We start from the raw sequence: 23,809 nt of genomic DNA on the forward strand, positions 1-23,809 counted from the left end.
CAACCGTCCGTCGGCCCACAGCGCCCAGCGGGCCCGGCCGGGCGGAGGCAGTCTGATCCCGCGGCGATCGCAGCGCATGCGTTCGCCGCGGCAGACGCATCCGCACGGGAGGGATTCACGATGAACGAGACGATGGTGTGCGCGGTGGGCAACGTGGCGACACGGCCCGTGTACCGGGAATTGGCGAACGGCGCGTCGGCGCGGTTCCGGCTGGCGGTGACCTCGCGGTACTGGGACCGCGAGAAGAACGGGTGGACGGACGGGCACACCAACTTCTTCACGGTGTGGGCCAATCGCGCGCTCGCCACGAACGTGGGAGCGTCGGTGTCGGTGGGGGATCCCGTCATCGTGCAGGGCAGGCTGAAGGTGCGCACCGAGACCCGCGACGGGCAGAGCTGGACGTCGGCGGACATCGACGCGGTGGCGATCGGCCACGACCTCTCCCGCGGTACGTCGGCCTTCCGGCGCCCGTCCAAGGAGGGCGAGCCGACTGCGACGCAGCGCCCCGAGCCCAGTTGGGAGTCGGTCCCGGACGCCCCGCCGGAGGGAGTGTCCCCATCGCGTCCGGAACCGGCCGGGGTGACGTGATGTCAGCGAGGGCCACGGTCTGACCGAACTGCGGCCTATCGACAAATACATGGCGAACAGTCCTTATGGATTTGTCGATAGGCCCAGCTCACGAAGTGATCGCGATAACGATTCCGAGTCAGATCGGCTATCGGACGACAGGACCGGGGGGGAGCGATGCGGCGCTTCTTTAGGATGCCGAACACAGCTCTCGGGGCTTCTGATTCTGCTGGCGGGACCGTCCCCCATGTCAAAGGGTCCTGCGCGAAGGGGAATTCTGTGTCTTCTGCGTTCTCGGTGTTGTCCGCGCGCGGGCGAGGGGCAGCCCGTCTCGCCGCCGCGGCCCTGGTGTGGGGGCTCGCCGCAACGGGAACGATCGCCGCAGCCGGTACGGCCGCCGCGGAGGAGATCCCGCAGAACCAGGGCGGAGCGACCGCCACCATAGGGGACCTGAAGACGTACGGGTCGGCGGTCATTCACGAGAACGGCGAGGACTCCTGGGTCTCGGCCGGCCTGTTCGAGATGTCCGTCGAGAACGGCGGCATGCTGCAGACCTACGGCATCGACCTCCACAACCCGACCCAGCGGGACGCCAGATACCAGGAGACCCCCTGGAGCGGCACATCACTGAGCGGCAACAAGGACGCGGGCCGGATCCGCTGGATCCTCCAGAACTCCTACCCGCAGGTGAACGACCTGGCGGCGCTCGCCGAGAAGGCCGGTGCCACCGGTCTCACCGAGCAGGACGCGGCGGCAGGCACCCAGGTGGCGATCTGGCGGTACTCGGACGGCGCCGACGTGGACGCCGCGGACCCGCAGGCGGAGAAGCTCGCGGACTATCTGCAGAAGAACGCGCGGGACCTGGCGGAACCCGAGGCCTCGCTGACGCTCACCCCCGCCGCGGTGTCCGGCCACCCCGGTGAGCGGCTCGGCCCGGTCACGGTGCACACCAACGCCGGCAGCGTGACGGTGACACCGCCGACGGACATCGCCGCCGGCGGAGTGAAGGTCGTCGACCAGGACGGCAGGGCGATCACCTCGGCCGCGGACGGGAGCCGGCTCTTCTTCGACGTGCCGAAGGACGGCGCGGACGGTTCCACCTCCCTCACCGTGCAGGCTTCGACGACGGTGCCGGTCGGCCGCGCCTTCACCTCGGAGACCCGCAGCCAGACACAGATCCTCGCCGGCTCCAGCGAGTCCACCGTCTCCGCGACGGCGAGCGCGAAATGGGCGGCGAAGGGCGCGATACCCGCCCTGTCCGCCCAGAAGAACTGCTCGAAGGGCGGTGTGGACATCACGGCCGCGAACAAGGGCGACGCGGCGTTCACGTTCGAGCTGATGGGCGTCGAGCACACCATCGCGGCGGGCATATCCGAGACGCTCCTCATCCCGCTGCAGGAGGACCAGGCGTACGACTTCACGATCGGCGCCACGGACGGCGGCGGGCAGCGGTTCAAGGGCATCCTGGACTGCAAGACCCAGGGCGGTCCGAGCGACATCTCGGCGCAGACCTTCAGCGAGCCGAGCCCGGCGTCGGTGGGAGGCGCCGGCGGGGGCACCGACCTCGCCGAGACCGGCGGCTCCGGACTGACTCCGGTCATCGCGGGCGCGGCCATCGCCCTCGTCGTGATCGGCGGCGCCGTGGTGGTCCTCGTCGGCAGGAAGCAGACACCGCCGCAGGTCTGACGTCCCGGCACCTGGGCCGGACCGGGACCGGGGTGATCAGCCGCCCCGCCGACGGGAGTCGACGGGGCGGCGGCCGCACCAAGGGTGCGGCGTCAGTACCGGACTAGGGCTGGGCCTTCCGGATGCGTACGACGGCGAAGGCCGCCGCGAGCAGACCGAGAACGCCGACGATCAGACCCGCGGTGCCCAGGGCGCGTGCCGTGGAGTCACTGCCCTTGTCGCTCGCGGTCGATTCAGCGGCGGCCGAGGACGAAGAAGAGGACGACGAGGACGAGTCGGAGCCGGAGCCGGAGGCCCCTGTCCCGGCCGAAGCGGGCTCCTCCCCCGCGCCCTCGGCGGTGAGCGCGAGCGCCGGAGCCGGGCTCTCCGGCTCCTCCTCGCCCTTCTGCGGCTGCTCGATCCAGCGGACCACCTTGCCGTCCGAGTAGGTCTGGAGCGTCTTGAAGGTCAACTGGTCGACGTCGTCCGGGAGCTGGCCGAAGGCGACCTGGAAGTCCTGGAACTCGCCGTGGCGGATCCGGCCGCCGGTCCAGGTGATCTCGGAGACCGCGTCGGTGATCGTGCCGTCGTCCGTCTTGACGGGCTTCTTCAGCTTGACGGTCGTCGCCCTCGCGGTCCAGCCCGCCTGCGGGGTGACGAGGACACCCAGGACCGGGTGATCGGTGGGCAGGAAGATCTGCACCTTGGTGGTGCTGGCGGTGTCCTCCTCGTTGGGGACACGGAAGCTCAGGAGGCCGTCCGTGGCTCCCTTGGCGTAGCTCTCGGGGTGGACCGTCACGTGCGCGAAGGCCGCGCCCGCGGCGGTCAGGACGCCGACGGCGGCGAGGGCGGCGACGGTGCCGGTGCGGCGCAGGGTGGTGCTGATCGGGGACATCGGGGGAACTCCGTACTGAAGGGAAATATGGTCAGGGCGTGTGAGCGAGCCCTGCCGGCGGTCCCCGGCGCGAGACGGCGTGACGCAGCAGCGGCCGGCCGAGCGGCCACGGCTCGGCGGCCTTCCGGCGCACGACATCTCCGTACGGCCGTACCGGAGACAGTCCCGTCCTCGTCCTCCACCATGCGGCGAGCCCCGGGACGAACGTCACCGCCCGGCGCAGCAGGGACCACAGGGCGGCCTCGCCGCGCCGCAGCCACCACGTCGCCAGCAGAGCGGCGGCGACATGCGCGGCCGTGGCGTGCGGGGTCAGGGCGTGTGCGGCCGGGTGCGCCATGTGTATCCCGTGCATGTTCATCGCCATGCGCGGCCGGGCGGCCTCGAAGCCGAGGTGGAGTCCGGCCTGCGCGACCAGCATGGCGCCGCCTATCCCGGACAGGGACCGTTCGCGGCCGCCCAGCACACAGCCGGTGGCGAAGACGGCCAGCAGTCCGGCGCCCTCCGCCCACAGAGGCGGCGCCTGCCCGGTGGCGAGCGCGTGCCCCCCGGCGGCCAGCAGCACGCACAGGACGGCGAACACCGCGGCGCGCAGACTCCGTACCGCTGGCGACGCATTCATAGTGCCCAGATACTGCCATGGGGAGGGAGTGACCGTCGCGGCTTCCCCCCGCGGTCCGCCGTCGTGGTCCGCCCGGCTCCGCGTGCCACGGCTCGGGTAGGGTCCGGCTGAGCCTGGGAGGGACCCGACATGCGTCTTCGCTGTGCCGTGCTGGACGACTATCAGAGCGTCGCGACCCGGATCGCCGACTGGTCGCCCGTCGCGGACACCGTGGAAGTAACCGGTTTCGACGGGCACTTCGGTGACGAGGACGCGCTGGCGGCCGCGCTGGCGGACTTCGACATCGTCGTCACACTGCGCGAACGCGTGCCCTTCCCGGCGTCCTTGCTGGCCCGGCTGCCGCGGCTGAAGCTGCTCATCGCCTCCGGGATGCGCAACTCGGTGATCGACTACGCCGCCGCCGAGGCGCACGGGGTGACCGTGTGCGGCACGCCGAGTTCCTCGGCGCCGCCGGTCGAGCTGACCTGGGCCCTGCTGCTCGGCCTCGCGCGGGGGATCGTCACGGAGAACAACGCCCTTCGGGCGGGCGGCCCTTGGCAGAGCACCGTCGGCGCCGATCTGCACGGCCGGCGGCTCGGCCTGCTCGGGCTGGGCAAGATCGGCGGCCGGGTGGCCCAGGTGGGGCTCGCCTTCGGCATGCGGGTCGCCGCGTGGAGCCAGAACCTCACCGCGGAACGGGCCGGGGAGGTGGGGGTGGACCTCGCGGCCTCCAAGGAAGAGCTGCTGGCGGACAGCGACTTCGTCTCCGTCCACCTCGCGCTCGGCGACCGCACCCGGGGGCTCGTCGGCGCCGCCGAACTGGCCCTGCTCAAGCCGACCGCCTACCTCGTCAACACCTCGCGCTCGGCGATCGTCGACCAGGACGCCCTGTTGGCCGCGCTGCACGCGGGGCGTATCGCAGGGGCGGGCGTCGACGTGTTCGACGCCGAGCCGCTGCCCGCCGGCCATCCGATGCGCTCGGCCCCTCGCCTGCTCGCCACCCCGCACCTCGGCTATGTGTCGCGGTCCAACTACGAGACGTACTACGGGGCGGCCGTCGAGAACATCCAGGCGTTCCTGGCGGGCACACCCCTGCGCCGCCTCGGCTGACCGCGCCCGCCCGATCACCGGCTCGGCCGATCACCGGTCCGCCCGATCACCGGCCTGGACGAACGGCCGCTCGTCCGGCCCCTGTTCGAACAATGATCCCCCGGCGGAACGCCCGTGACCAGGTGCGGACGGACGCGTTGAACGGGAAGTGCGGTCGCGTCCGAGCCATCGCACTCATCGAGTCGAAGGAGAACGTGATGTCTCGCATCGCGAAGGCCGCCGCAGTCGTCGTGGGCACGGGTGCCGTTGCCCTCAGCGGGGCCGGAATGGCCATGGCTGACGCCGGCGCCCAGGGCGGGGCCACCGGCTCGCCCGGTGTCCTGTCGGGCAACGTCATCCAGGCCCCGATCCACATTCCGGTCAACCTGTGCGGCAACACGATCAACGTCATCGGTCTGCTGAACCCGGCCTTCGGCAACACCTGCGTGAACGGTGACGCCGACTTCAAGGAGCACAAGGCGGCCAAGAAGCACGGATCCAAGAAGCACCACGAGGTCAAGAAGCACCACGAGGCCCGCGGCTACGGCAACTGAGCCCAGCACACCGCGCCCAGCACGCGCGAGGCCCCCGGCGGGACGTCACCGCCGGGGGCCTCTCCGTTGCCTGTGCCGTGGCGCCGGTGCCTGCGCTATGGCTATGGCTATGGCTATGGCTATGGCTATGGCTATGCGTACCGGTAGATGTGGCTGTGGTCCTCCATCGATTCCGGCGTCACGCCCCACGGGGGCATCTTCTCGCGCCGGGCGACGATGCGCCGGTACTGGGAGTCACGTGAACCCGGGGGCCGCTCGGGCAGATAGCGGGCACCCTTGTGCAGCTTCTGCCATCGGGACCACTGAAGGTCGACGAACGCGTGGTGCAGCCAGAAGGCGGGGTCGTTGACCGAGGCGCCGCCCAGCATGTGGCCGCCGACCCAGCGGTGGACACGGTTGTGGTTCTCCCAGGTGGCGTTCCCCGTCCCGTGCCCCCACCCCTCCAGCCGGTTCCGGAAGCCGCGCGTGGTCGTCGAGTCGAAAGGCGCCGTGTCGTAGACGGGGTCGTTCAGGGCCGCGTTCAGCGCGGCCCGTGTGGGCAGTTGGATCGGCTTGCGCGGGCGGCCGAACTCACGCATGAGGAACGCGCCGTCGGTCACCCCTTCCTTGATCGTCCACTTGCCCTGGGCGTAGGCGAAGGGTCCGGTCATGACCTGCCGGTCGGAACGCCGCCCGTCGCCGCCGAGCAGGTCCTTGGTCCACGGGGCGGAGGTCGGTGTGCGGTCCCGCGTCCAGTCCCAGTACGGCACGCTCACACCGGAGTCCACGCGCCTGAGCGCCTGCTCCAGGTCCAGCAGGAAGCAGCGGTGCCAGGGCAGGAACGAGGGCGCCATGTGGGCCGCGCGCAGTCCGCCGTCGCCGTCGGAGACGTAGTAGTCGATGTGCCTGCGGACGAACTCGTCGTATTCCCCGCGGCGTTTGACCTCCAGCATCGCGGTGACGAATCGGCGCCGCTCCGCGCTCGTTAGGGTGCTGACGTTCTTACGCGTGTACACCATGGTGGTGGTCGCTCCCCTCCGTACCGTTCTTCCCTGTGCCGATCCCCCGCCCGCCCAGGCCGGCCGGCCTGCCGTCCATGCCGCCCATGTGCCTGAGCTGCTCGGCTGGGCCCAGCTGCTCGACGGCCGCGCGGACCGCCGCCAGCGGTGTCGGATACGACTCGTAGTGGTCCACCATGCTGAGATAGCTGCCGTCCGCGCGGCGCATCAGATGGAGCGGCCGGCCGTCCACCGTGACCTGCCAATCGCCGCCCGCGAACGCGGCCCTGCCGTCCGAGCGGCTCTGTGTGCCGAGGATGTGCCGGCCGCGGTACACCTCGTCGAAGGAGAGGTCCCGGGGGCGGCGGCGCGGCGGCCGTGAGGCCGCGACGACGGGGGCCAGCGCCACGCCGACGGCCGACACGAGCAGTCCCCGCATCGCACCGCGCCGGGTCAGCGCCAGCCCGCCGGCCACACGTTCCGTCCGGCGGCCGCGCGCCGGGGCACCCGGCACCCGGCCGCCCCGCCCGCGCCTCGGTACTCTGCCCGGCATCCAGCTGGCGAACATGCTTCTCTCCTCGGCGAATCGATGCTGTTTCGGTCCGTATCACGTAACGATTCCGGGAACGTCATCAGATCAAGATTCCCCTGACGGACTCATTAGTCGTCCGATAGGGAGATCTCAGCTCGTCCAGAAATCCCACCAGCGGGTGAGGATCAGCATTCCGATGACGCCGATGTGCAGCGCCGGAACGACCCAGGTGAACTCCGCGAGAAATACCTTCAGCCATTCCGGGGCGGGCAGAAATGCGTTCCGCACATTGAAGGATGTGACGTACCAGAACATGATGATCGTGGCGGCCCACGCCAGACAGCACCACAGACACAGTGCGTTGATCCGGTAGAACGACTGGAACTGGAGCCAGCTGCAGAATCCGACTCCGAACAACATGCCCGCGTTGAAGGTCAGCCAGTACCACCGCGGGAATCCCGCACCGGTCAGCAGACTCACACCGACACAGATCACCACGCTGTACGCCACCAGGCCCAGCATCGGGTTAGGGAACCCGAAGGCCGACGCCTGCTCGCTCTTCATGACGCTGCCGCACGAGACCACCGGGTTCAGGCTGCACCCCGGAACGAAGTTCGGGTTCTCCAGCAGCTTGAACTTGTCGATCGTGATGACCCACGCGGCGAGAAGACCGGCCGCCCCGGTGATCACCAGCAGCACGGCCAGGGCACGGCCACTGCCGACGGTGTGGCCGCGCGGACCGTTGCCGCCGCTCGTCCCCGATCCCGCGGCGGCCGCCATCAGCCGCGCAGCCTGCGCGCGGGCAGCAACACGTGGGACGCGCTGAGCAGAGTCTCCTCGTCGCCCGCGAAGGCCGTCAGGTCCTCGGGCGCGACGGGCTTGCCGGGCTGGGCCACGGGCCAGGCACGGGTGGCGAACAGGAAGTAGGCGTAGCCGCGTTCCCCGACCGCCTCGAGCCACTCCGGCGGCGCCACGCACTGGGCATTGAGGTACGGCATGCCGACGACGGCCTGGCCGGCCTCGACGAGCAGGGTGAGCGGCAGGCCCGGCTGCCGGGATCCGTCGATGAGCTTGTCGCCCACGGGCAGTCCGTTGTCGATGAGCAGCTGCCGGATGGCCGCGGCGGAGCCCTCGGGACCCCCTTCGCCGTCTCCCAGCGAGTAGGCGAGGAGATAGGGCATGTCGCCGTCGGGGGCCTCGCCGCTGAATGCCATGACGGCGAGCGTGCCGAGATCGGCGCTCCGAAGTGAGCGCTTTTCGCTTGAGGTTGAGGTCACCGCGGAACCTTATCGATGCGCCCGTTCGGGTTCTGACCCGATATCACCCTCCCGGGGGATGTCAGGGAGCGTGACCACACGAACGAGGTACGCGGCTCGAACAGCGCGAAGGACCGATTCCGCGCCTGGGGAATCGGCCCTTCTCACCGCATCGGCCGCGCGATGTCAGTGATTGAGGCAGGCGTTGCCGAAAGCCGGGTTCAGCAGACCGACGACGTCGACCGTGTTGCCGCAGACATTGATCGGGGCGTGAATGGGAACCTGGACGACATTGCCCGACAGAACGCCCGGGGAATTGACCGCGGCACCCTCGGCCCCGGAGTCCGCGGCGGCACTCCCCGCGGCAGCACCCGCAGCCATTCCGGCGGTGGCGAAAATAAGAGCGGCCTTCTTGGCAGTGTTCATTGTGAGCCCTTTCATCGGAGATTTTCTCCAGAGCCTAGGGAAATGCCCGCGGGCATTGCGGAAAGACACGCACGCAAGGGATACGACTAACCCCGAGGGGGAAGCCCGCCGAGGAGCTGTGCGGGGGAGGCCGTCGTGTTCAGCGTCTTCGCCGCGCTGTTCACGCCGCTCAGCGCGGAGTCCTTGTTCTCGGTGTCGAGCGCGTTCGACTGGTGCTGGAGAGGAAGGGCGTCCTGCACGCTGAGCGAACGCTGGCTGGTGACGGTCTCCAGGGCGCCGTTGAGGCTGGAGGGCGCGAGGTCGGAGGCTCCGGCGGCGAACGCGGGCGCGGCGGCTCCGGCGACGACCAGGGACCCGGCGACCACTGCGGCGGCCTTGAGAGACTTCATCGTGTTCCTTTCTTCGGCGACGGATGTCACCGGAGGGAATTCCTCTGTGCGCTGCCTAACGAGCCCCGAACGCAACGGAAACTCCGCGTGCGGAGAATTCCTGTGCCCCGCCGGGAGCCCCTGCGCGTCACGCCGGACGGCACCGGCCCGTGCCGGGCTTTCGCGCGAACGGCCGGCGCCGGGCCCGCCGACGCGGACCGGCCGCCCTCCGTTTCGGGAGGACGGCCGGCCAGAAGGGTCCGCGACGGCGTCAGGCGTTGACGCAGGTGTTCCCGAACGTGGGGTTCAGCAGAGCGATGACGTTCACGGTGTTGCCGCAGACGTTGACCGGGACGTGAACGGGAACCTGCAGGACATTGCCCGACAGGACGCCCGGGGAGTGGGCGGCCGCGCCGTGCGCGCCGCTGTCGGCGGCGGCGATGCCGGCGGTGCCGGCCACGGCGGCGGCGGCAACGGAGGTCAGGGCCAGGCCCTTCGCGATACGCGACATGGAGAAGTGCTCCTTGGAAATCGACACGACATCCGGGCGGAATGCCCGGCTCTGGTGCAACGCGTGAGGCTCACGCGGGTTGTGCCTCCAAAGGGGTGATGTCTCAAGCGACCGGGCTCACGATTCCGACACACATCACAGCTTTCGATGACAAAGGAGGACACCGGCTAGAGTCGGGCTCTCCGAGGACGGCTGGAAGCAGGCGCCCAGGGGCGCCGGGGGCTCGCGGGGAGCCGACGCGCACACGCCTGATTCATCGGATTCTCGGATTTCCGTCCGTCCGCTCGTCCGCCAGTCCAGAACCTTTCCCCGAAAGGGCACCGCCGGTCATGCGTACTTCCCCGGGCCTGCTGCCGCGCCGTGCGATCGTGGGCGGCTCCGCCCTCACCGCCTGGGCGCCCGGCGGCCCCGCGTCCGCGGAGCCGCCCGCCGACAGACCGCCCGCCGCGCGGGCACGGACGCTCCCGTTCCCCCAGCGGTACCGCGCCCTCCAGCACCACGGAATCGCACGGGCCGCCAACTCCTCCATCAGCTGCCGGAGTTCGGCCGGGACACTCGGCTCCGGCGAGGAGCGCGTGGTCCGGCCGGACCGGAGCGAACTCCCCGGACACGTACGGGGCCGGGTGGGCCCGGTCGCGTACAACGGCGACCGCGGACGCGGGGGCGACTCGCTGTCCGTCTCGACGGGCCGCGGTACGCCGACGGCGCTGGGCGACCTGGCCAACCCCCGGGACGACGTGCTGAATTCCACGATCAGCGGGTCCGGCCCCGGTGCCCCGAGGCGGGTGCCCTCGTACGCGAACACCCTCGGTTACGACTCGGACGTCCTCGAACTCGGCGAGGGGATCCGCGGCGGGGGTGACCAGTTGGCCTTCCGGATCGTTTCGCAGCGGGACGCGGCCTGGATCGGAGCACTGTTCGCCGCCGTCGACGCGAAGCAGTGACGCGCGCCCCGGTGCGCCGCCCGTGAGCAAGGAACCGCGCATGCATCTGCCAACAGACCCTCCGCCGCGGGTCCTTCATGTCACACAGCCGGTCGACGGCGGTGTCGCACGCGTGGTCACCGACCTCGTCCGCGCCCAGATCGCCGCCGGAACCCGGGTGACCGTCGCCTGCCCGGACGGCAACGGCTTCGGCCGGGAGCTGCGGGCGCTCGGCGCGGACGTACGGCCCTGGCACGCGACGCGGGCGCCGGGGCCGCAGCTCGCTCAGGAGGTACGGCGACTCGGCCGGGTTCTGGCGCGGGTGCGGCCGGACGTGGTGCACGCGCACAGCGCGAAGGCGGGGCTCGCGGCCCGGCTCGCGCTGCGTGGACGGGTACCGACGGTGTTCCAGCCGCACGCCTGGTCGTTCGAGGCCGTCGACGGTGCCGCCGCGGCGCTCGCGCTGCGCTGGGAGCGGTGGGGGACGCGCTGGGCGTCCCGGGTGGTGTGCGTCAGCGAGGCGGAGCGCGCGACCGGCGTACGAGCCGGAGTGCGCGCCCCCTGGAGGGTGATCCCCAACGGCGTCGACCCCGGGCGGTTCCACCCCGCCGACGCGGACGCCGTACGAGCCGGGATGCCGCTGCTCGCGGGGGTCGATCCGGCCGCTCCCCTGGTGGTGTGCGTGGGACGGCTGTGCCGGCAGAAGGGGCAGGACATCCTCCTCGACGCGTGGCCCTCGGTGCTGCGGCGAGTGCCCGCGGCGCGGCTCGTGCTCGTCGGGGACGGACCGGACTCGGCGCGGCTGCGCGCCGTGGCACCGCGTGACGTGCTGTTCGCCGGGGCCGCCGCCGACGCGGTGCCCTGGTACCAGGCCGCCGATCTGGTGGTGCTGCCGTCCCGCTGGGAAGGCATGGCGCTGGCCCCGCTGGAGGCCATGGCCTGCGGGCGTCCGGTCGTCATGACGGACGTGGACGGCGCCCGCGAGAGCCTGCCGCCGGGGCACGAAGCCCGCTGTCTGGTGGCCGCGCCGGAACCGGCGCCGCTGGCGGAGGCGATCGGCGCGCTGCTGGCCGATCCCCCGCTGCGCGCCTCGCTCGGCCACCAGGGGCGCCGCCACGTACTGACCACGCACGACGTGCGCCTCACGGCCGACGCGGTCGCGGGGGTGTACCGCGAACTGCTGGCCGGCCGAGAGCCGCAGCACGCCGGAAGGGTCATGTGCGCGGACCACACCGAGTGCAGGGAGTCCATCCACTCGTGACTGCGGAAAGCACCGTTCCCACCCCCGGCGGACAGCCCCGGGAGTACGGATTCTCACCCGTCTCGGTCATGTCGTCGCGCGAGAGCGACGGCGGTTTCAGGTTCCCGGCCGGACAGCGGAACAGGGTCCGGCGCGTCTCCTGGCTGCCACTGGCCGCCGTGGACGCCGTCGCGGCGCTGGCTGCCGGACAGTCGCTCACGGAGATCCAGCGGCACCCGCTGTCCGTCGTCGCGCTGCTGCTGGTCGTGGTCCTGCTGAACGCCCGGGCTTCCCTGTACCGGCCGACGCCGCTGCCCGCCCTGCTCGACGAACTGCCCGCCGTCTGCGCGCGGATCGCGGTCACCTGGTGCGCCCTGGCCGCCGTCTTCGCCGCGTTCGCCCCGGACGAGGCGCTGACGGCCCGGACGCTGGCCCTGGGATGCGCCGCGCAGTCGGTGATCAGCTGCGCCGGCCGTGGCACCGTGCACTGGCGGCGTCGCCGGGCCCTCGCTCAGCACCCCGGCGCCGCCCTGGTGATCGGTCCCGCCGGGACCGCGCAGCGGGTGGCCGCGGCCTTCCTGCGCCACCCGAACTGCGGGGTACGGCCGGTCGGCGTCGTCGCCGACCGGCCGACCGGCCCCGACGGACTGCCGGTACTCACCACCGGCGAGGAGGTGCAGCGGGCGCTCATCCAGAACGGGGTGCGGGCCGTGCTGGTGGTGGAGCCGCCGGTCAGGCGCGGGCCGATGCTGCGGGCGCTGGCCCTCGCGGGCTGCGAGCTGTGGGAGGTCGACCCGGACTCCCCGTCGTACGACCGCGCGGGCCGGCACACACTGGCCGGCTTCGCCTGCCGCCCCCTGTCGATCGGCGCCCGGCGCGCCGCGTTCGGGAAGCGGTTCCTCGATGTCGCCGTCTCCGGCGCGCTGCTGCTGCTGGTCAGTCCGCTGCTGCTGGTGTTCGCGGCCGTCCTGCGGCTGACCGACGGGCCCGGTGTGGTGTTCCGGCAGGAGCGCATCGGCAAGGACGGACGGCCGTTCACGCTGCTGAAGTTCCGCACCCACCGCCCGGTCGACGCGCACGAGGCCGCGACCCGCTGGAGTGTGGCGGGCGAGCAGGAGATGAGCCGCTTCTGCGCGTTCCTCAGACGCACCTCGCTCGATGAACTGCTCCAGCTCCTGAACGTCCTGTGGGGCGACATGAGCCTGGTCGGACCGCGACCCGAACGGCCCTACTTCGTGGCCAAGTTCAGCCAGACCTACCCCGGCTACGCGGCCCGGCACCGGATGCAGACCGGCATCACCGGACTCGCCCAGGTGCACGGGCTGCGCGGGGACACCTCGATCGAGGACCGGTGCCGGTTCGACAACGCGTACATCGACAACTGGTCGATGTGGCAGGACATCTGCATCCTGCTGCGCACGGCCGCGGCGCTCGTGCGCCCGACGGGGAGCTGAGCCGGTGAGCCAGGCCCTGCCCGTCACCCCCCTGGACAGCGTGACCGCCGCCCTGCGGCGCGTGCTGCCGGTCCTGCCCGTCGTCGCGGTGATCGCGCTGCTCGGGCTGCCGATCGCGCCGCGCGACGAGGGCGGCGCGAACATCGCGGACGCCATGTCCGGTCTCGTGGTGCTCTGCTGCGCGCTCCGTCTCGTACGGACCCGCCGACGCCCCCTGTCCGCGACCGCCGCCCTGGTTCTCGGTCTCCCCGTGGTCGGCATCTCGGTCGCGGCGGCCGGGGCGGCGGACCCGGGCGCGGGGATCACCGGGCTCACCCGCTATCTCCAGGTCTTCGTGCTGGTGCCGGCCGCGGTCCTGCTGCTCGTCCGCGACCGGCGCGACCTCAGGCTGCTGGCCTGGTCGTTCGTGGCGCTGGCGCTGTGGCAGGGGGCTATCGGGGTACGGCAGTACGTCACCGGGACCGGCGCCTCGTACCAGGGCGAGAACGTCCGGGCGGTCGGCACCTTCGGGCCGACCGACGTGATGGGCATGGCGACGGTGGTCGCGTTCGGGCTGGTGTGCGCGGTGGCACTGGCCCTGGGAGCCGGTGAGGCACGGCAGCGCTCCGTCGCCGTGCTGTGCGCGCTGGCCCTGCTGCCGCCGCTCGCGCTGTCGTTCAGCCGGGGCGCGTGGATCGCCACGGCCGTGGCCTGCGGCGCGCAGCTCGTGCTGGCGGGGCTGCGGCGCGCGGTGAAGGCGGTCGCCGCGCTGGCCGCGGCCGGGATGATCCTGGTGGGCGGGCTGGGCCTCGGCAGCGCGATGCTCCAGGAGCGCGTCACCAGCATCACGCAGGTCACCGACGCGCCGGACCAGTCGGTGACCGACCGGTACACGATGTGGGCGGCGGCCACCGACATGTGGCGCGAACACCCGCTGACGGGCGTCGGGCTGAAGGGCTTCCCCGAGTACCGGGACGGTCACGCCTCGCTCGCGCTCTCCTCGGGCAGCGACATCGCGGGCGCGGGAACCGCCTTTCACAAGCAGGCGCTGCTCTCGCCGCACAACATGTATCTCCTCGTGCTCGGCGAGCAGGGTCTCGTCGGACTGCTCGCGCTGGTGGGCAGCTGGCTGGCGCTGCTGGTGTGCGCGCTGCGCGGACTCGTCCGCCTACGCCGCACGACACGGCAGGCCCCGGGCCCCGGCCTCGCGGCGGCGGGCCGTACCCCGCACGGAACGGACTGCGCGCTCGTTGCGTGCGGGCTGCTCGTCTGGCAGCTCGTCGACTTCGTGTACGCGGACATCGGCGGCCCCTCCACGGTCCTGACGGCCGTCGTCTTCGGCGTCATCGGCTGGTGGGCCCTGATGGATCCGTCGGCCACGCCCGGCTTCGGGGCGGCGGCCCCAGCCGCCGCCGTACGGGAAGAGGCCGCGGCGCGATGACGGTGACGCCGCCCAGGGCGGGGGAAGGCCCGGACACCACCCCGGACTTCGGGACGGGCAGGGCGACGGACACAGGCGCGCGGACCGGTCCGGGAGCGGGCACGGGGACCGGCACGGGGGCGGGGCCAGGTTCGGGCGCGCGCACCGGTCCGGGAGACGGCACGGGGACCGGTGCGAGGGGCGGTATGGGTGTCGGGGGCGTGGGGATGAGCACGGAAACGGAAACGGGGGCGGGGGCGGGGACGGGCGTCAGCTCGGGAACGGGCATCGGTTCGGGGGCGGTTGCCGCCGCGGGAACCGGCGCCGAGCCGGCCCTGTCGTTGCCACCCGCCCGGGAACCCGGCTCTCCCGGCGGTCCGCCGCCCGCGTCCGTCGCCGTGAAGACACCCGGTTCCCGGAAGGGCCGGAAGAAGGCGGATCGGCCCGAAGCCGCCTCCGACCGGTTCCTCGCCAAGGCCGCGTTCGTCACCGTCGCCCTCTCGATCGCCGGAGCCCTGCTGGGCCTCGGCCGGGACCAGGCGCTGGCGCATCTGTTCGGGGCGGGGTCGGACACGGACGCGTTCCTCGTCGCGTGGACGGTGCCGGAGTTCGCGGCGACGCTGCTGATCGAGGACGGGCTGGCCTTCGTGCTGATCCCGGCGTTCAGCATGGCCGTGACGCGGCGTGCCCGGGGAGCCGCCGGTGATCCCGTACGCGCCCTGGTCGCCGCCACCCTGCCCCGGCTGACGTTCGCCTTCGCGGCCTTCGGCGCGCTGCTCGTCGCGGGGGCGCCGTACCTGGTCGAGGCACTCGCGCCCGGCCTGCCCGACCCCCGCCTCGCGGTGGACTGCACCCGGCTGACCGCGACCTGTGTGTTCTCCTTCGGGCTCGCCGGGTACTGCAGCGCGGCCCTGCGGGCGCACCGGCGCTTCGTGGCACCGGCGGCGATCTACATGGCGTACAACACCGCGATCATCGGGGCGATGTTCGTCCTCGGCACGCGCTGGGGCGTACGGTCGGCGGCCCTCGGTGTCGCGGTCGGCGGCGCGCTCATGGCGGTGGCGCAGGCACCGTCGCTGTGGCGACAGCTGCGGCGCGGGCGACCGGCGGCCGGGACCCTGGAGGGTGAGCCGGCCCGCCCGATGGACCTGACCCTCATCGGAACGGTCCTGCTCTTCGCGCTGTGCCGGCAGTCCCAGGTCCTCATCGAGCGCTTCCTCGCCTCCTCGCTGCCCGCCGGGGCCATCTCGCATCTGAACTACGCCCAGAAAGTGGCCCAGATGCCGATGGTGCTCTCGCTGATGCTCTGCACGGTCACCTTCCCGGTGGTCGCGCAGGCCATCGCCGAGGGCGACACCGAGCGGGCCCGCGACCGGGTGGAGCGCGATCTGACGCTCGTCGCCTGCACCGTGCTCCTCGGCGCGGCCGTGGTCGTGGCGTGCGCCCCGCAGATCATCCAGCTGCTCTTCCAGCGCGGCGCGTTCACCGCCCAGGACACGGCGGCGACGGCGGCGGTCATACGGGTGTACGCCCTCGGACTGCTGGGCCACACCCTGGTCGGCGCGCTCGTGCGCTCGTACTTCTGCTCGGGACGGCCGACCTGGTACCCGCTGTTCGCGATGACCGCCGGGGTCGTCGCGACCGGCTGGGCCGGGGCCCTGGCCGTCGGCCCGTGGGGGGTCCGCGGGATCGCCGCCGCCAACGCGGCCGGCGTCACCCTCACCGCCGTGCTCCTGCTGTACGGCATGGGTCCGCGCAGTGTGCCGATCCGCACCCGCGCGGTGGTGTCCGAGATCGGCAAACCGCTGCGGGCCGCCCTGACCGCGGCGGTGACCGGTGCTCTGTGCGCCAGCGGCGTGGATTCCCCGCTGCTCGGACTCGTCGTCGGCTGCACGGTCGTGACCTTCGTCTTCGCCCTGCTGGCCTGGGCCTTCCGGGTCGAGGGGTTCGCCTCCGCAGTCCGTTCCGTCACACGAAGGGTTCAGAATGCCCGTTTCCGCTGACACCAGCAGACGTACCGGTACGCGCTCCCTCGACGCGCCGCCGTGGGTGGCGATGTACCACTCCGTCGGAGACTGTTCCGACGACCCGTACCGCGTCACGGTCTCCCCGGACCGCCTCGACCAGCAGTTCGGCTGGCTGAGCCGGCGCGGTCTGCGCGGGGTGTGCGTCGCGGACCTGCTCGCGGCCCGTGCCTGCGGCCAGGGGCGGGATCTGGTGGGCCTGACCTTCGACGACGGGTACGCCGACTTCGTCGAGACCGCGCTCCCCCTCTTGCGGCGCCACGGGTTCGGCGCCACCCTGTTCGTGCTGCCCGGCCGGCTCGACGGCGACAACGCCTGGGATCCGCTGGGCCCGCGCAAACCCCTGCTGGGCAAGCAGGGCATCCGGCTCACCGCCGCCTCCGAGGGCATGGAGGTCGGCTCGCACGGACTCACCCATGTCGACCTGACGAAGGCCGACGACGCCGTGCTGCGCGCCGAGGTCGCGGAGAGCAGAGCGGTGCTCTCGGAGCTGACCGGTGCTCACGTCGAGGGCTTCTGCTATCCGTACGGGACCGTCGACCGCCGGGTCGTCGACGCCGTCCGCGAGGCCGGATACGGCTACGCCTGCGGGATCGACCCCGGCCCGCTGACCGGCCCGTACGCCCTCCCCCGTGTGCACATCGGCGAGAACGACACCTCCGTACGCCTGTTCCTGAAGCACCGCCTTCACCGGCTGCGCCGGCGCCCCGTCGAGGCGGTCCGGTGAAGGTGCTGCACATCATCACCGGCCTCGGTGTCGGTGGCGCCGAGCAGCAACTGCGGCTGCTGCTGCGGCACCTGCCCGTCCCCTGCGACGTCGTGACGCTGACCAATCCGGGCGCCGTCGCCGAGGGGCTCGCCGCCGACGGCGTGCGCGTGATCCATCTCGGCATGTCCGGCAACCGCGACCTCGCCGCGCTCCCCCGCCTGGTGAAGGTGATCCGCGCGGGCCGCTACGACCTCGTGCACACCCACCTCTACCGGGCCTGCGTGTACGGAAGGCTCGCCGCCCGGCTGGCCGGGGTCAAAGGGGTCGTGGCCACCGAGCACTCGCTCGGCGACTCGCAGATGGAGGGCCGCCGGCTCGGACCGGGCGTACGCGCCCTGTATCTGGCCAGCGAGCGGCTCGGCCGCTCCACCGTCGCCGTCTCGCCCACGGTCGCCGAACGGCTGCGGCGCTGGGGTGTGCCCGCACCCCGCATCGAGGTCGTGCCGAACGGCGTCGACATCGCCCGCTTCCGCTTCGACCCGGACCTGCGCGAACACACCCGCCGTCGGCTCGGGCTCCCCCAGGACGCGTACGTCGTCGGCGGTGTCGGCCGGCTCGCGCCGGGCAAGCGGTTCGACGTCCTGATCAGCGCGCTGGCCGAGCTGCCCGGCGACTGCTGGCTGCTGCTGGTCGGCGGTGGCACGGAGGAGACCGCGCTGCGGCGCGCGGCACACGACGCCAGGGTCGCGGACCGGGTCCTGTTCGCCGGGGAACGCCCCGCCGGCGGCTCTCCCGGCGCCGATCTGCCGTCCCTGATGGGTGCCATGGACGTCCTCGCCTCGCCCAGTCCCGAGGAGGCGTTCGGGCTGGCCGTCGTGGAGGCGCTGGCGGCCGGACTGCCGGTGCTGTACGTCTCCTGTCCGGCCGTCGAGGACCTCCCGCCCGGGGTGGCGCGCGGCGCGACCCGGGTCGCGGGCGGTGCGGATTCCTTAGCCCGCGCGCTGGCCGGCGTCCGTGCCGGGGGCCCCGCCCCCCGCTCGGCCCCGGAGGCGGCCCACCAGTACTGCATCACCCGCAGCGCCGCACAGCTCATGGACGTGTACGCGGCCGCTGTCTCGCGCACCTGACTGGAGTGAGTTCCACATGTCCGAAATCCTCACCAGGGGCCACCGCCCCTCGGGTTCGTCCCTTCCCCGGGCGAGAACCGTCCCGGCGTGGTCGCTGCTCGCGGCCACGACCGTGCTCGGCGGCGCACTCGGCGGCGCGTACGGCGTGGTGAAGCCGCCGGCCTACACGGCCACGAGCTACGTCATCGCCGTTCCGACGGACAAGGGTGATCCGTCCGCCGCGCTCGGCTTCGCCCAGGCCTACGGCCGGGTCGCCACACAGCTCGCGGTGCTCGGGGACGCGCAGGTGTGGGCCGGTGTGCCCCTGAAGACGCTGGAGGCCGACGTGCGGACGGCGACCTCCCCGGACGCGCCGATGGTCGCCGTCTCGGCGACCTCCTCACGCCCCGACCGGGCCGCCGACATGGCCAACGCGGTCACCCGCTCCCTGACCCAGCACGCCAACGCGAGCCAGAAGAGCACCCACGTCCAGCTCCTCTCGTTCTCCCGCGCGATGAAGCCGACATCGGCGTCCTCCCCGTCCCCGACGGTGACGGGCCTGGTCGGCGCGAGCGCGGGCGGACTGCTCGGCGGCCTCGTGCTGCTGGTCCGTCCCCGGCGGACCGGCGACACGGCCCGCCCGGCCTCGGTTCCGGGCCCGGCCACCGCCGCCGATGTGCACGGCCAGCTGTGAGCGCGACGACACTCCGGGCCGGTGTACGCGGCACCGCGCCGACCGAACTCGTCACCGAGGAAAGGGAGTTCGCCGAACTGGCGGAAGCCTGGGGGCGCCTGCACCGCCGGTGCGGCGCGGCCACCGCGTTCCAGAGCCACGCCTGGCTGCACTCCTGGTGGCTCTCGTACGGCACACCGGGGCGCCTGCGTCTGATGGTCGTGCGCGAGGGCGGTGAACTGCTCGCGGTCGCGCCGCTGATGCGGGCCCGCCGCCCGCTGCCGACGCTCGTGCCGCTCGGCGGGCCGATCTCCGACTACGCGGACGTGCTCCTCGACGACGAGCACGCCGACCACGCGGCGGCCCTGCTCGCCGAAGGGCTGTCGGCCGCGGCCCGCACCGCGCTGATCGACTTCCGCGAGGTCCGTCCCGGCGGCGCGATGGAGCGGATCTACGAGCACTGGCGAGGACCGCGCCGCCGGGTCGGGGACTCCCTGTGTCTGGAGCTCCCGGCCACCTCGATGGACGAACTGGTCGGCCGCCTCCCCTCGTCCAAGGCCCAGCGCGTCCGGGCCAAGCTGCGCAAACTCACCGCGCTCGGGGTCGAACAGCGGGTGGTGGGCCACGACGAGGTGGACGCGGCCCTCGGCCGGCTGCTCGAACTGCACCGGTTGCAGTGGGAGGGCCGGAAGGTGACCTCCGAGCACCTCCACGAACGGTTCTCGGAGCATCTGGTCCGCTCGGTGCGCCCGATGGTGCGGTCCGGGGACGCGGTGGTCACCGAGTTCCGGCTCGACGGCACCGTGATGGCCGTGGACCTCACGCTGCTGTCCCGGCGCCTGGCGGGCGGCTATCTGTACGGCGCCCATCCGCGGTTGCGCGAACGCAAGGCGGACGTGGCGGTGATGCTGCTCGACGCCTGCTCCCGGCACACCGAGGGCGGCGACCGCTGGACGCTGAGCCTGCTGCGCGGCGACGAACCGTACAAGCACCACTGGCGCCCGGACCCGGTCGTCAACCAACGGCTGCTCCTGGCCCGTCGGCGTACGGCGTTGCTGATGTCGGCGGTGATCTTCGAGGTCGCCGCGCGCCGGCGGGGCAAGGAGCTGCTGCGGAGCTGGAAGGAACGCGGTGGCGGCAGGCCCTGACCGACCCGCCGCCGCCCGAGGGTCACCAGCCGCTCGACCACCGGTCGCCTGACCACCACTCGTCCGGCGCCCAGTCGAGCCGCACGCACGGCTTCCCGCCGAGCCAGTACTCCACCCAGTCACCGAGCTCCAGCGGCGCACAGGTGGCCGGGTCCGGCGTCGCGTGCGGCACGGGCTCGCGCGCCGGGGGCGGGGTCGGCGTCGGGGTCGGGGTGGAGACCGGCTCGGACACGGGGGTCTTGACCGGCGTCGGAACCGGCTCGGGCGTCGCGGTCGGGGTGGAGACCGGCTCGGACACGGGGGTCTTGACCGGCGTCGGAACCGGCTCGGGCGTCGCGGTCGGGGTGGAGACCGGCTCGGACACCGGGGTCTCGACCGGCGTCTGGACCGGTGTCGGAACCGGCTTCGACACCGGCGTCTTGACCGGCGTCGGCACCGGCTCGGGCGTCACGGTCGTGGTGGAGACCGGCTCCGGTGTCGGCTCAGGTTCCGGGGTCGGCGTCGGGGTCGGGGTCGGCTCCGGCGTGGAGGCGGGCTCGGTCGTCGGTGTCGAAGCCGGTACGGACGTGGAGGCCGCCGCGGATGTCGGCGTCGACGCCGGATCTGACGTCGGGGCCGGGGTCGCTGCCGGAGCCGTGGGCTGCGGATCGTCGAAGGGGGACAGCGCGGCCCGGTAGGCCTCGGCCGCCGACGGGTTGTCCTGGCACTGCCACACACCGTGCGGGCAGTAGTCGGTGAGCGTGTTGTACAGCGGCTTGTGCTCGTCGATCCACGCGAGCATGTCCTTCATGTACGTCACGTTGTCGCCGTTGCGATAAAGGCCCCACTCCGGATAGGAGATGGACTTGCCGTGGGCCTTGGCGAAATCCACCTGCTCCTGAAGCCCGTACGGCTCCTTCACCTGCTCGTCGAACGAGAGTCCCGACGGCTGGTCGTACGCGTCCATGCCGATGATGTCGACCGTGTCGTCACCGGGATAGCACTCGGTCCAGGGAATGGCGTCCAGGCCGCGGTTCGGGGCGAAATCGAACCGGAATCTCTGTCCCGGCACCGACCGCATGGCGGTGACGATTCTGTTCCAGTACGTCTTCCAGGCCTCCGGGTCGGGACCGCAGCGATGGGAGTACGTGATGCCGTTCATCTCCCAGCCGAGCACGATGACGGTGTCGGGCACCTTCAGCTCGACGAGCCGCTCGGCGAGCGCGCGGAAATGGTGGTCGAAGGCTCCGGTCTCGGCCTCGCGCAGCAGCCTGCGGACCTGGCCGTCGGAGAGACCTTCCTCGTTGCGCTCCATCATCGGGACGTTGAGGACGAGCATCCGGTCGTCCTGGCGGCGGCGCCAGTCCGCCCAGGCGTCCAGGAATCCGGGCGCGCCCTCGATGTTGCTCCAGCGGTCGCCGGGCAGATACGTGTGTCCGACCCGCAGTTCGGTGCCGCCGAGCCACCGGCTGAGCTGCTCGATACGGGCGACGCCCTCGGGGCCGAAGTCGAGGTAGGCGCCGAAGGCCGGCAGCCCGGCCGCTCCCTGCCGGGCGGGCTTCACGCCGTCCGTGACCGCCGCCGTGGGTACACCGGCGACCGGGCGCGGCGTCCCGGTGGCGGCCGAGGCCGACCCCGCGGCCGGAACGCCACCGCCGGCCGGGGAGTTCAGGGGTGGTTCCGCCGTCGTGGGTGTCGGAGCCGGCGGGTCGCCTGCCCGCACCGCCCCGGCGCCCACGGCGTACACCGGACCGGACGCGAGCGCGACCGACGTGACGATGCCGGCCGCGATGAACGCCAGTCTTCCGCTCCGGGGCCGCTGCCGCTGTGGGGCCATGCCTGCTCCTCTCCCTCTTGATCCTCGGATTTCCCTTTCCGATTACTGACACTCAGTCATATGAATGCGTATTCAGCCAACCGGGCTTCCGGTTTCCCGTTTTGATGATCACTCGCACGGGTGACCCGCCCGGTCGCCCCGCCCCTCTCCATTCCGAAGGAGAAGCCCGTGCGGAATCTCGACAGCCGAGTCCCCGCCGTGCCGCTGCGCGTCGACCGGAATCCCGTTCACCACGGAACGCCGGGAGCCGTGCGCTCACTCGGCAGAGCCGGTGTGGAGGTGCACCTGGTCGCGGATTCCGAGGAGAGTCCCGTCAGCAGATCGCGCTTTGCCGGCGAGACGCACCCTCCGCCCCACCCGGTTCGTCGCTCGCGGACATCGCCGCGGTGTTGCGCCAAGTGGCCGCCCGGGTTTCCCGGCCCGCCGTACTGGTCCCGTCGGATGACGTGAGCGCCCTCGCGGTGAGCGCTCTGGGCGAGGAGCTCGCCTCCGGGTTCCTGCTGCCGCTGGACGACGGTCTGCGCGCGGGTCTGGCGGCTCTGCCGGACGGTTCCCCGGAGGTCGGCCGGGACTTCGAGTGGTCTGTGCCGGGTCTCTTCATGGCGGGACTGATCACCGCCTCCGCCTCCGCCTTCGGCCCGACCATGCGCTTCGTGCAGGGCGCCGGCTTCACGGCGGGCACGCTGGTGCGCGGCGTACGGCGACGGCTGCGGCGACGGCTGCGCACGGGTGCGGGTGCGGGTGCGGGCGGTGGGCGGATCCCGGCGCCCGGGGAGGGCCGTCGGCGGGGATCGGACCTGGAGCTCGGCGCCGGGCTCTGACGTCGGGCCGCGCACCGGGCGCCCGGCTCCGGGCGGACCAGCCGCGTACCGGGCGGCCCTGCTCCGACCGCGCGGCGCGCGGACCGGCTCCGGGTGCCGGGCGCGAGAACGCGAGCGGCACCCGGAGCGGGGCGTCACGGGCGGGACTGGGCCCGGTTGCGCCGGTACAGCAGGGCGCCGCCCGTCATCAGGGCGACACTGATCGCGGCGTTGGCGAGCACACCCTCGCCGCCGGTCTCCGCCAGCGTGGGCGGGGTGTACTGACGGGGCACCGGGGGCTGCTCGTGGACCGTCACGGGGGTGTGCACGACGGGCGTCTTCGGCGGCTGCAGAACCGTCCGCGGGGGCGTCGCGTGGCCCTCCGGCGCGGGGTGGTGGGCGCACGAGTTGTCGAACGCGGCGTTCGCGATACCGATCACGTCCAGCGTGTTGCCGCAGAGCTCGACCGGGAGGTCCACGGGAGCCGCCACCTGGTTGCCCGAGAGGACACCGGGCGATCCGTGCGTCTCGCCGTACGACGAGGCGCCGCTCCAACCGCCGTGGCGGGCATCCGAGTCCCCGTACCCCGGGCTCATGTGACCGGACTGGCCGTGCCGGGAGTCGCCGTAGCCCGAGTGGCTGTAGCCGCCCCGCTCACCGCCGTAGCCGCCGTGCTCGGCACGCTGACCCCCGGCGTGGCCGCCGGGACCCTGCGCGTGGTCGGTACCACCGCGGCCGGCGCCGCGTCCCGGGTGGTACGCGGAGTCGGCGCCGTGCTGCGCGGGGTGGTGCGGCGCCGCGTGCCTGCCCTGTGAAACCGGGCCGTTGGCACAGGAGTTGCCGAACGCCGGGTTGAGGGCGGCGACGACGTCGACCGTGTTGCCGCAGATGTTCAGCGGCACGTTCACCGGAACCTGGACGTTGTTTCCCGACGCCACGCCGGGTGAGTCCGAAGCGGTCGCGGTCGTGTTCGAGTCCGCGAGGGCCGGACTGGCGTACAGGGACATGATGCCTGTCGCAGCCGCGGCCAGGACCACTCCCCTACTCAGGTTCTGTCGCACTCTTGTTGTCTTCCTGCT

23 protein-coding genes and 2 pseudogenes are annotated in these 23,809 nt (G+C 72.4%); 14 read left to right on the forward strand and 11 right to left on the reverse strand.

All coding sequences use genetic code 11. The features are described 5' to 3' along the window. The first annotated feature begins 120 nt into the window (after positions 1-120). On the forward strand, positions 121-588 hold the full coding sequence (locus OG410_RS15825; protein ID WP_329299741.1) for a single-stranded DNA-binding protein: 468 nt from the start codon (positions 121-123) through the stop codon (positions 586-588). Between the two features lie 258 nt (positions 589-846). After that, positions 847-2,253: a thioester domain-containing protein gene (locus OG410_RS15830; RefSeq protein WP_329299742.1), complete on the forward strand. Its 1,407-nt coding sequence runs from the start codon at positions 847-849 to the stop codon at positions 2,251-2,253. Between the two features lie 103 nt (positions 2,254-2,356). On the opposite strand, the gene OG410_RS15835 is transcribed toward OG410_RS15830, so the two are convergent. Both OG410_RS15835 and OG410_RS15840 read right to left on the reverse strand, forming a co-directional pair. Then, positions 2,357-3,127, reverse strand: a complete 771-nt coding sequence (locus tag OG410_RS15835; RefSeq protein ID WP_329299743.1) for a YcnI family copper-binding membrane protein — start codon at positions 3,125-3,127, stop codon at positions 2,357-2,359. A 31-nt stretch (positions 3,128-3,158) separates the two neighbouring features. Beyond that, on the reverse strand, positions 3,159-3,746 hold the full coding sequence (locus OG410_RS15840) for a hypothetical protein (protein ID WP_329299745.1): 588 nt from the start codon (positions 3,744-3,746) through the stop codon (positions 3,159-3,161). Positions 3,747-3,875: 129 nt separating this feature from the next. Here OG410_RS15840 and OG410_RS15845 point away from each other — a divergent pair, with 129 nt between their 5' ends. Together OG410_RS15845 and OG410_RS15850 are read left to right on the forward strand one after the other, a co-directional pair. After that, a complete protein-coding gene (locus tag OG410_RS15845) occupies positions 3,876-4,835 on the forward strand; it encodes a D-2-hydroxyacid dehydrogenase family protein (protein WP_329299746.1) in 960 nt (319 codons plus the stop codon). Between the two features lie 197 nt (positions 4,836-5,032). After that, positions 5,033-5,368: a chaplin gene (locus OG410_RS15850; RefSeq protein WP_329299747.1), complete on the forward strand. Its 336-nt coding sequence runs from the start codon at positions 5,033-5,035 to the stop codon at positions 5,366-5,368. 131 nt (positions 5,369-5,499) lie between these two features. Here OG410_RS15850 and OG410_RS15855 read toward each other — a convergent pair whose 3' ends face one another. The 7 genes from OG410_RS15855 to chpG form a co-directional block, all read right to left on the reverse strand. Further along, entirely contained in the window at positions 5,500-6,366 is an 867-nt protein-coding gene (locus OG410_RS15855) for a tyrosinase family protein (RefSeq protein WP_329299748.1), read from the reverse strand. After that, complete coding sequence (locus OG410_RS15860) at positions 6,350-6,913, reverse strand: tyrosinase family oxidase copper chaperone (protein WP_329299750.1); 564 nt, start codon at positions 6,911-6,913, stop codon at positions 6,350-6,352. Before OG410_RS15860 ends, OG410_RS15855 begins: the two co-directional genes overlap by 17 nt. Positions 6,914-7,027: 114 nt before the next feature. After that, positions 7,028-7,657: a vitamin K epoxide reductase family protein gene (locus OG410_RS15865; protein WP_329299751.1), complete on the reverse strand. Its 630-nt coding sequence runs from the start codon at positions 7,655-7,657 to the stop codon at positions 7,028-7,030. Beyond that, positions 7,657-8,154: a DUF5949 family protein gene (locus OG410_RS15870; RefSeq protein WP_329299752.1), complete on the reverse strand. Its 498-nt coding sequence runs from the start codon at positions 8,152-8,154 to the stop codon at positions 7,657-7,659. Before OG410_RS15870 ends, OG410_RS15865 begins: the two co-directional genes overlap by 1 nt. A gap of 165 nt (positions 8,155-8,319) precedes the next feature. Then, a complete protein-coding gene (locus tag OG410_RS15875) occupies positions 8,320-8,559 on the reverse strand; it encodes a chaplin (protein WP_329299753.1) in 240 nt (79 codons plus the stop codon). 86 nt (positions 8,560-8,645) lie between these two features. Beyond that, positions 8,646-8,948, reverse strand: coding sequence for a hypothetical protein (locus OG410_RS15880; RefSeq protein WP_329299754.1), 303 nt, complete (start codon positions 8,946-8,948; stop codon positions 8,646-8,648). A 250-nt stretch (positions 8,949-9,198) separates the two neighbouring features. Then, positions 9,199-9,438 (reverse strand): chaplin ChpG, encoded by a 240-nt coding sequence (chpG, locus tag OG410_RS15885; protein WP_329299755.1) that lies wholly within the window; start codon positions 9,436-9,438, stop codon positions 9,199-9,201. 599 nt (positions 9,439-10,037) lie between these two features. Between chpG and OG410_RS42600 the strand changes: the two are divergent. From OG410_RS42600 to OG410_RS15930, 9 genes and pseudogenes are all read left to right on the forward strand, one after another. Beyond that, positions 10,038-10,382, forward strand: a pseudogene (locus OG410_RS42600) (DUF3344 domain-containing protein); the annotation flags it as partial. 40 nt (positions 10,383-10,422) lie between these two features. Then, positions 10,423-11,622, forward strand: a complete 1,200-nt coding sequence (locus OG410_RS15895) for a glycosyltransferase family 4 protein (protein ID WP_329299757.1) — start codon at positions 10,423-10,425, stop codon at positions 11,620-11,622. Beyond that, positions 11,619-13,055 carry an exopolysaccharide biosynthesis polyprenyl glycosylphosphotransferase gene (locus OG410_RS15900; RefSeq protein WP_329299758.1) on the forward strand — a complete coding sequence of 479 codons (1,437 nt, stop codon included), beginning with the start codon at positions 11,619-11,621 and terminating at the stop codon, positions 13,053-13,055. The genes OG410_RS15895 and OG410_RS15900 overlap by 4 nt, the downstream gene beginning before the upstream one ends. 4 nt (positions 13,056-13,059) lie before the next feature. Then, entirely contained in the window at positions 13,060-14,475 is a 1,416-nt protein-coding gene (locus tag OG410_RS15905) for an O-antigen ligase family protein (RefSeq protein ID WP_443063759.1), read from the forward strand. A gap of 206 nt (positions 14,476-14,681) precedes the next feature. After that, entirely contained in the window at positions 14,682-16,457 is a 1,776-nt protein-coding gene (murJ, locus tag OG410_RS15910) for a murein biosynthesis integral membrane protein MurJ (RefSeq protein ID WP_329299759.1), read from the forward strand. Beyond that, positions 16,441-17,205: a polysaccharide deacetylase family protein gene (locus OG410_RS15915; protein WP_329299760.1), complete on the forward strand. Its 765-nt coding sequence runs from the start codon at positions 16,441-16,443 to the stop codon at positions 17,203-17,205. Before murJ ends, OG410_RS15915 begins: the two co-directional genes overlap by 17 nt. After that, positions 17,202-18,314 (forward strand): glycosyltransferase, encoded by a 1,113-nt coding sequence (locus OG410_RS15920; protein ID WP_329299761.1) that lies wholly within the window; start codon positions 17,202-17,204, stop codon positions 18,312-18,314. Before OG410_RS15915 ends, OG410_RS15920 begins: the two co-directional genes overlap by 4 nt. Before the next feature lie 16 nt (positions 18,315-18,330). Beyond that, the gene (locus OG410_RS15925; RefSeq protein ID WP_329299762.1) at positions 18,331-18,987 is read left to right on the forward strand and encodes a lipopolysaccharide biosynthesis protein; all 657 of its coding nucleotides are present in this window, start codon (positions 18,331-18,333) and stop codon (positions 18,985-18,987) included. After that, the gene (locus OG410_RS15930) at positions 18,984-20,114 is read left to right on the forward strand and encodes a GNAT family N-acetyltransferase (RefSeq protein WP_329299763.1); all 1,131 of its coding nucleotides are present in this window, start codon (positions 18,984-18,986) and stop codon (positions 20,112-20,114) included. Before OG410_RS15925 ends, OG410_RS15930 begins: the two co-directional genes overlap by 4 nt. Positions 20,115-20,136: 22 nt before the next feature. On the opposite strand, the gene OG410_RS15935 is transcribed toward OG410_RS15930, so the two are convergent. Beyond that, the gene (locus tag OG410_RS15935) at positions 20,137-21,930 is read right to left on the reverse strand and encodes a glycosyl hydrolase (protein ID WP_329299764.1); all 1,794 of its coding nucleotides are present in this window, start codon (positions 21,928-21,930) and stop codon (positions 20,137-20,139) included. Between the two features lie 168 nt (positions 21,931-22,098). On the opposite strand from OG410_RS15935, the pseudogene OG410_RS15940 reads away from it, so the two are divergent. After that, a pseudogene (locus OG410_RS15940) lies at positions 22,099-22,448 on the forward strand (ATP-grasp domain-containing protein); the annotation flags it as partial. A 437-nt stretch (positions 22,449-22,885) separates the two neighbouring features. On the opposite strand, the gene OG410_RS15950 reads toward OG410_RS15940, so the two are convergent. Further along, positions 22,886-23,737 carry a chaplin gene (locus OG410_RS15950; protein WP_329299765.1) on the reverse strand — a complete coding sequence of 284 codons (852 nt, stop codon included), beginning with the start codon at positions 23,735-23,737 and terminating at the stop codon, positions 22,886-22,888. Positions 23,738-23,809 lie beyond the last annotated feature (72 nt).

Source organism: Streptomyces sp. NBC_00659 (assembly GCF_036226925.1).
Classification (GTDB): domain Bacteria; phylum Actinomycetota; class Actinomycetes; order Streptomycetales; family Streptomycetaceae; genus Streptomyces.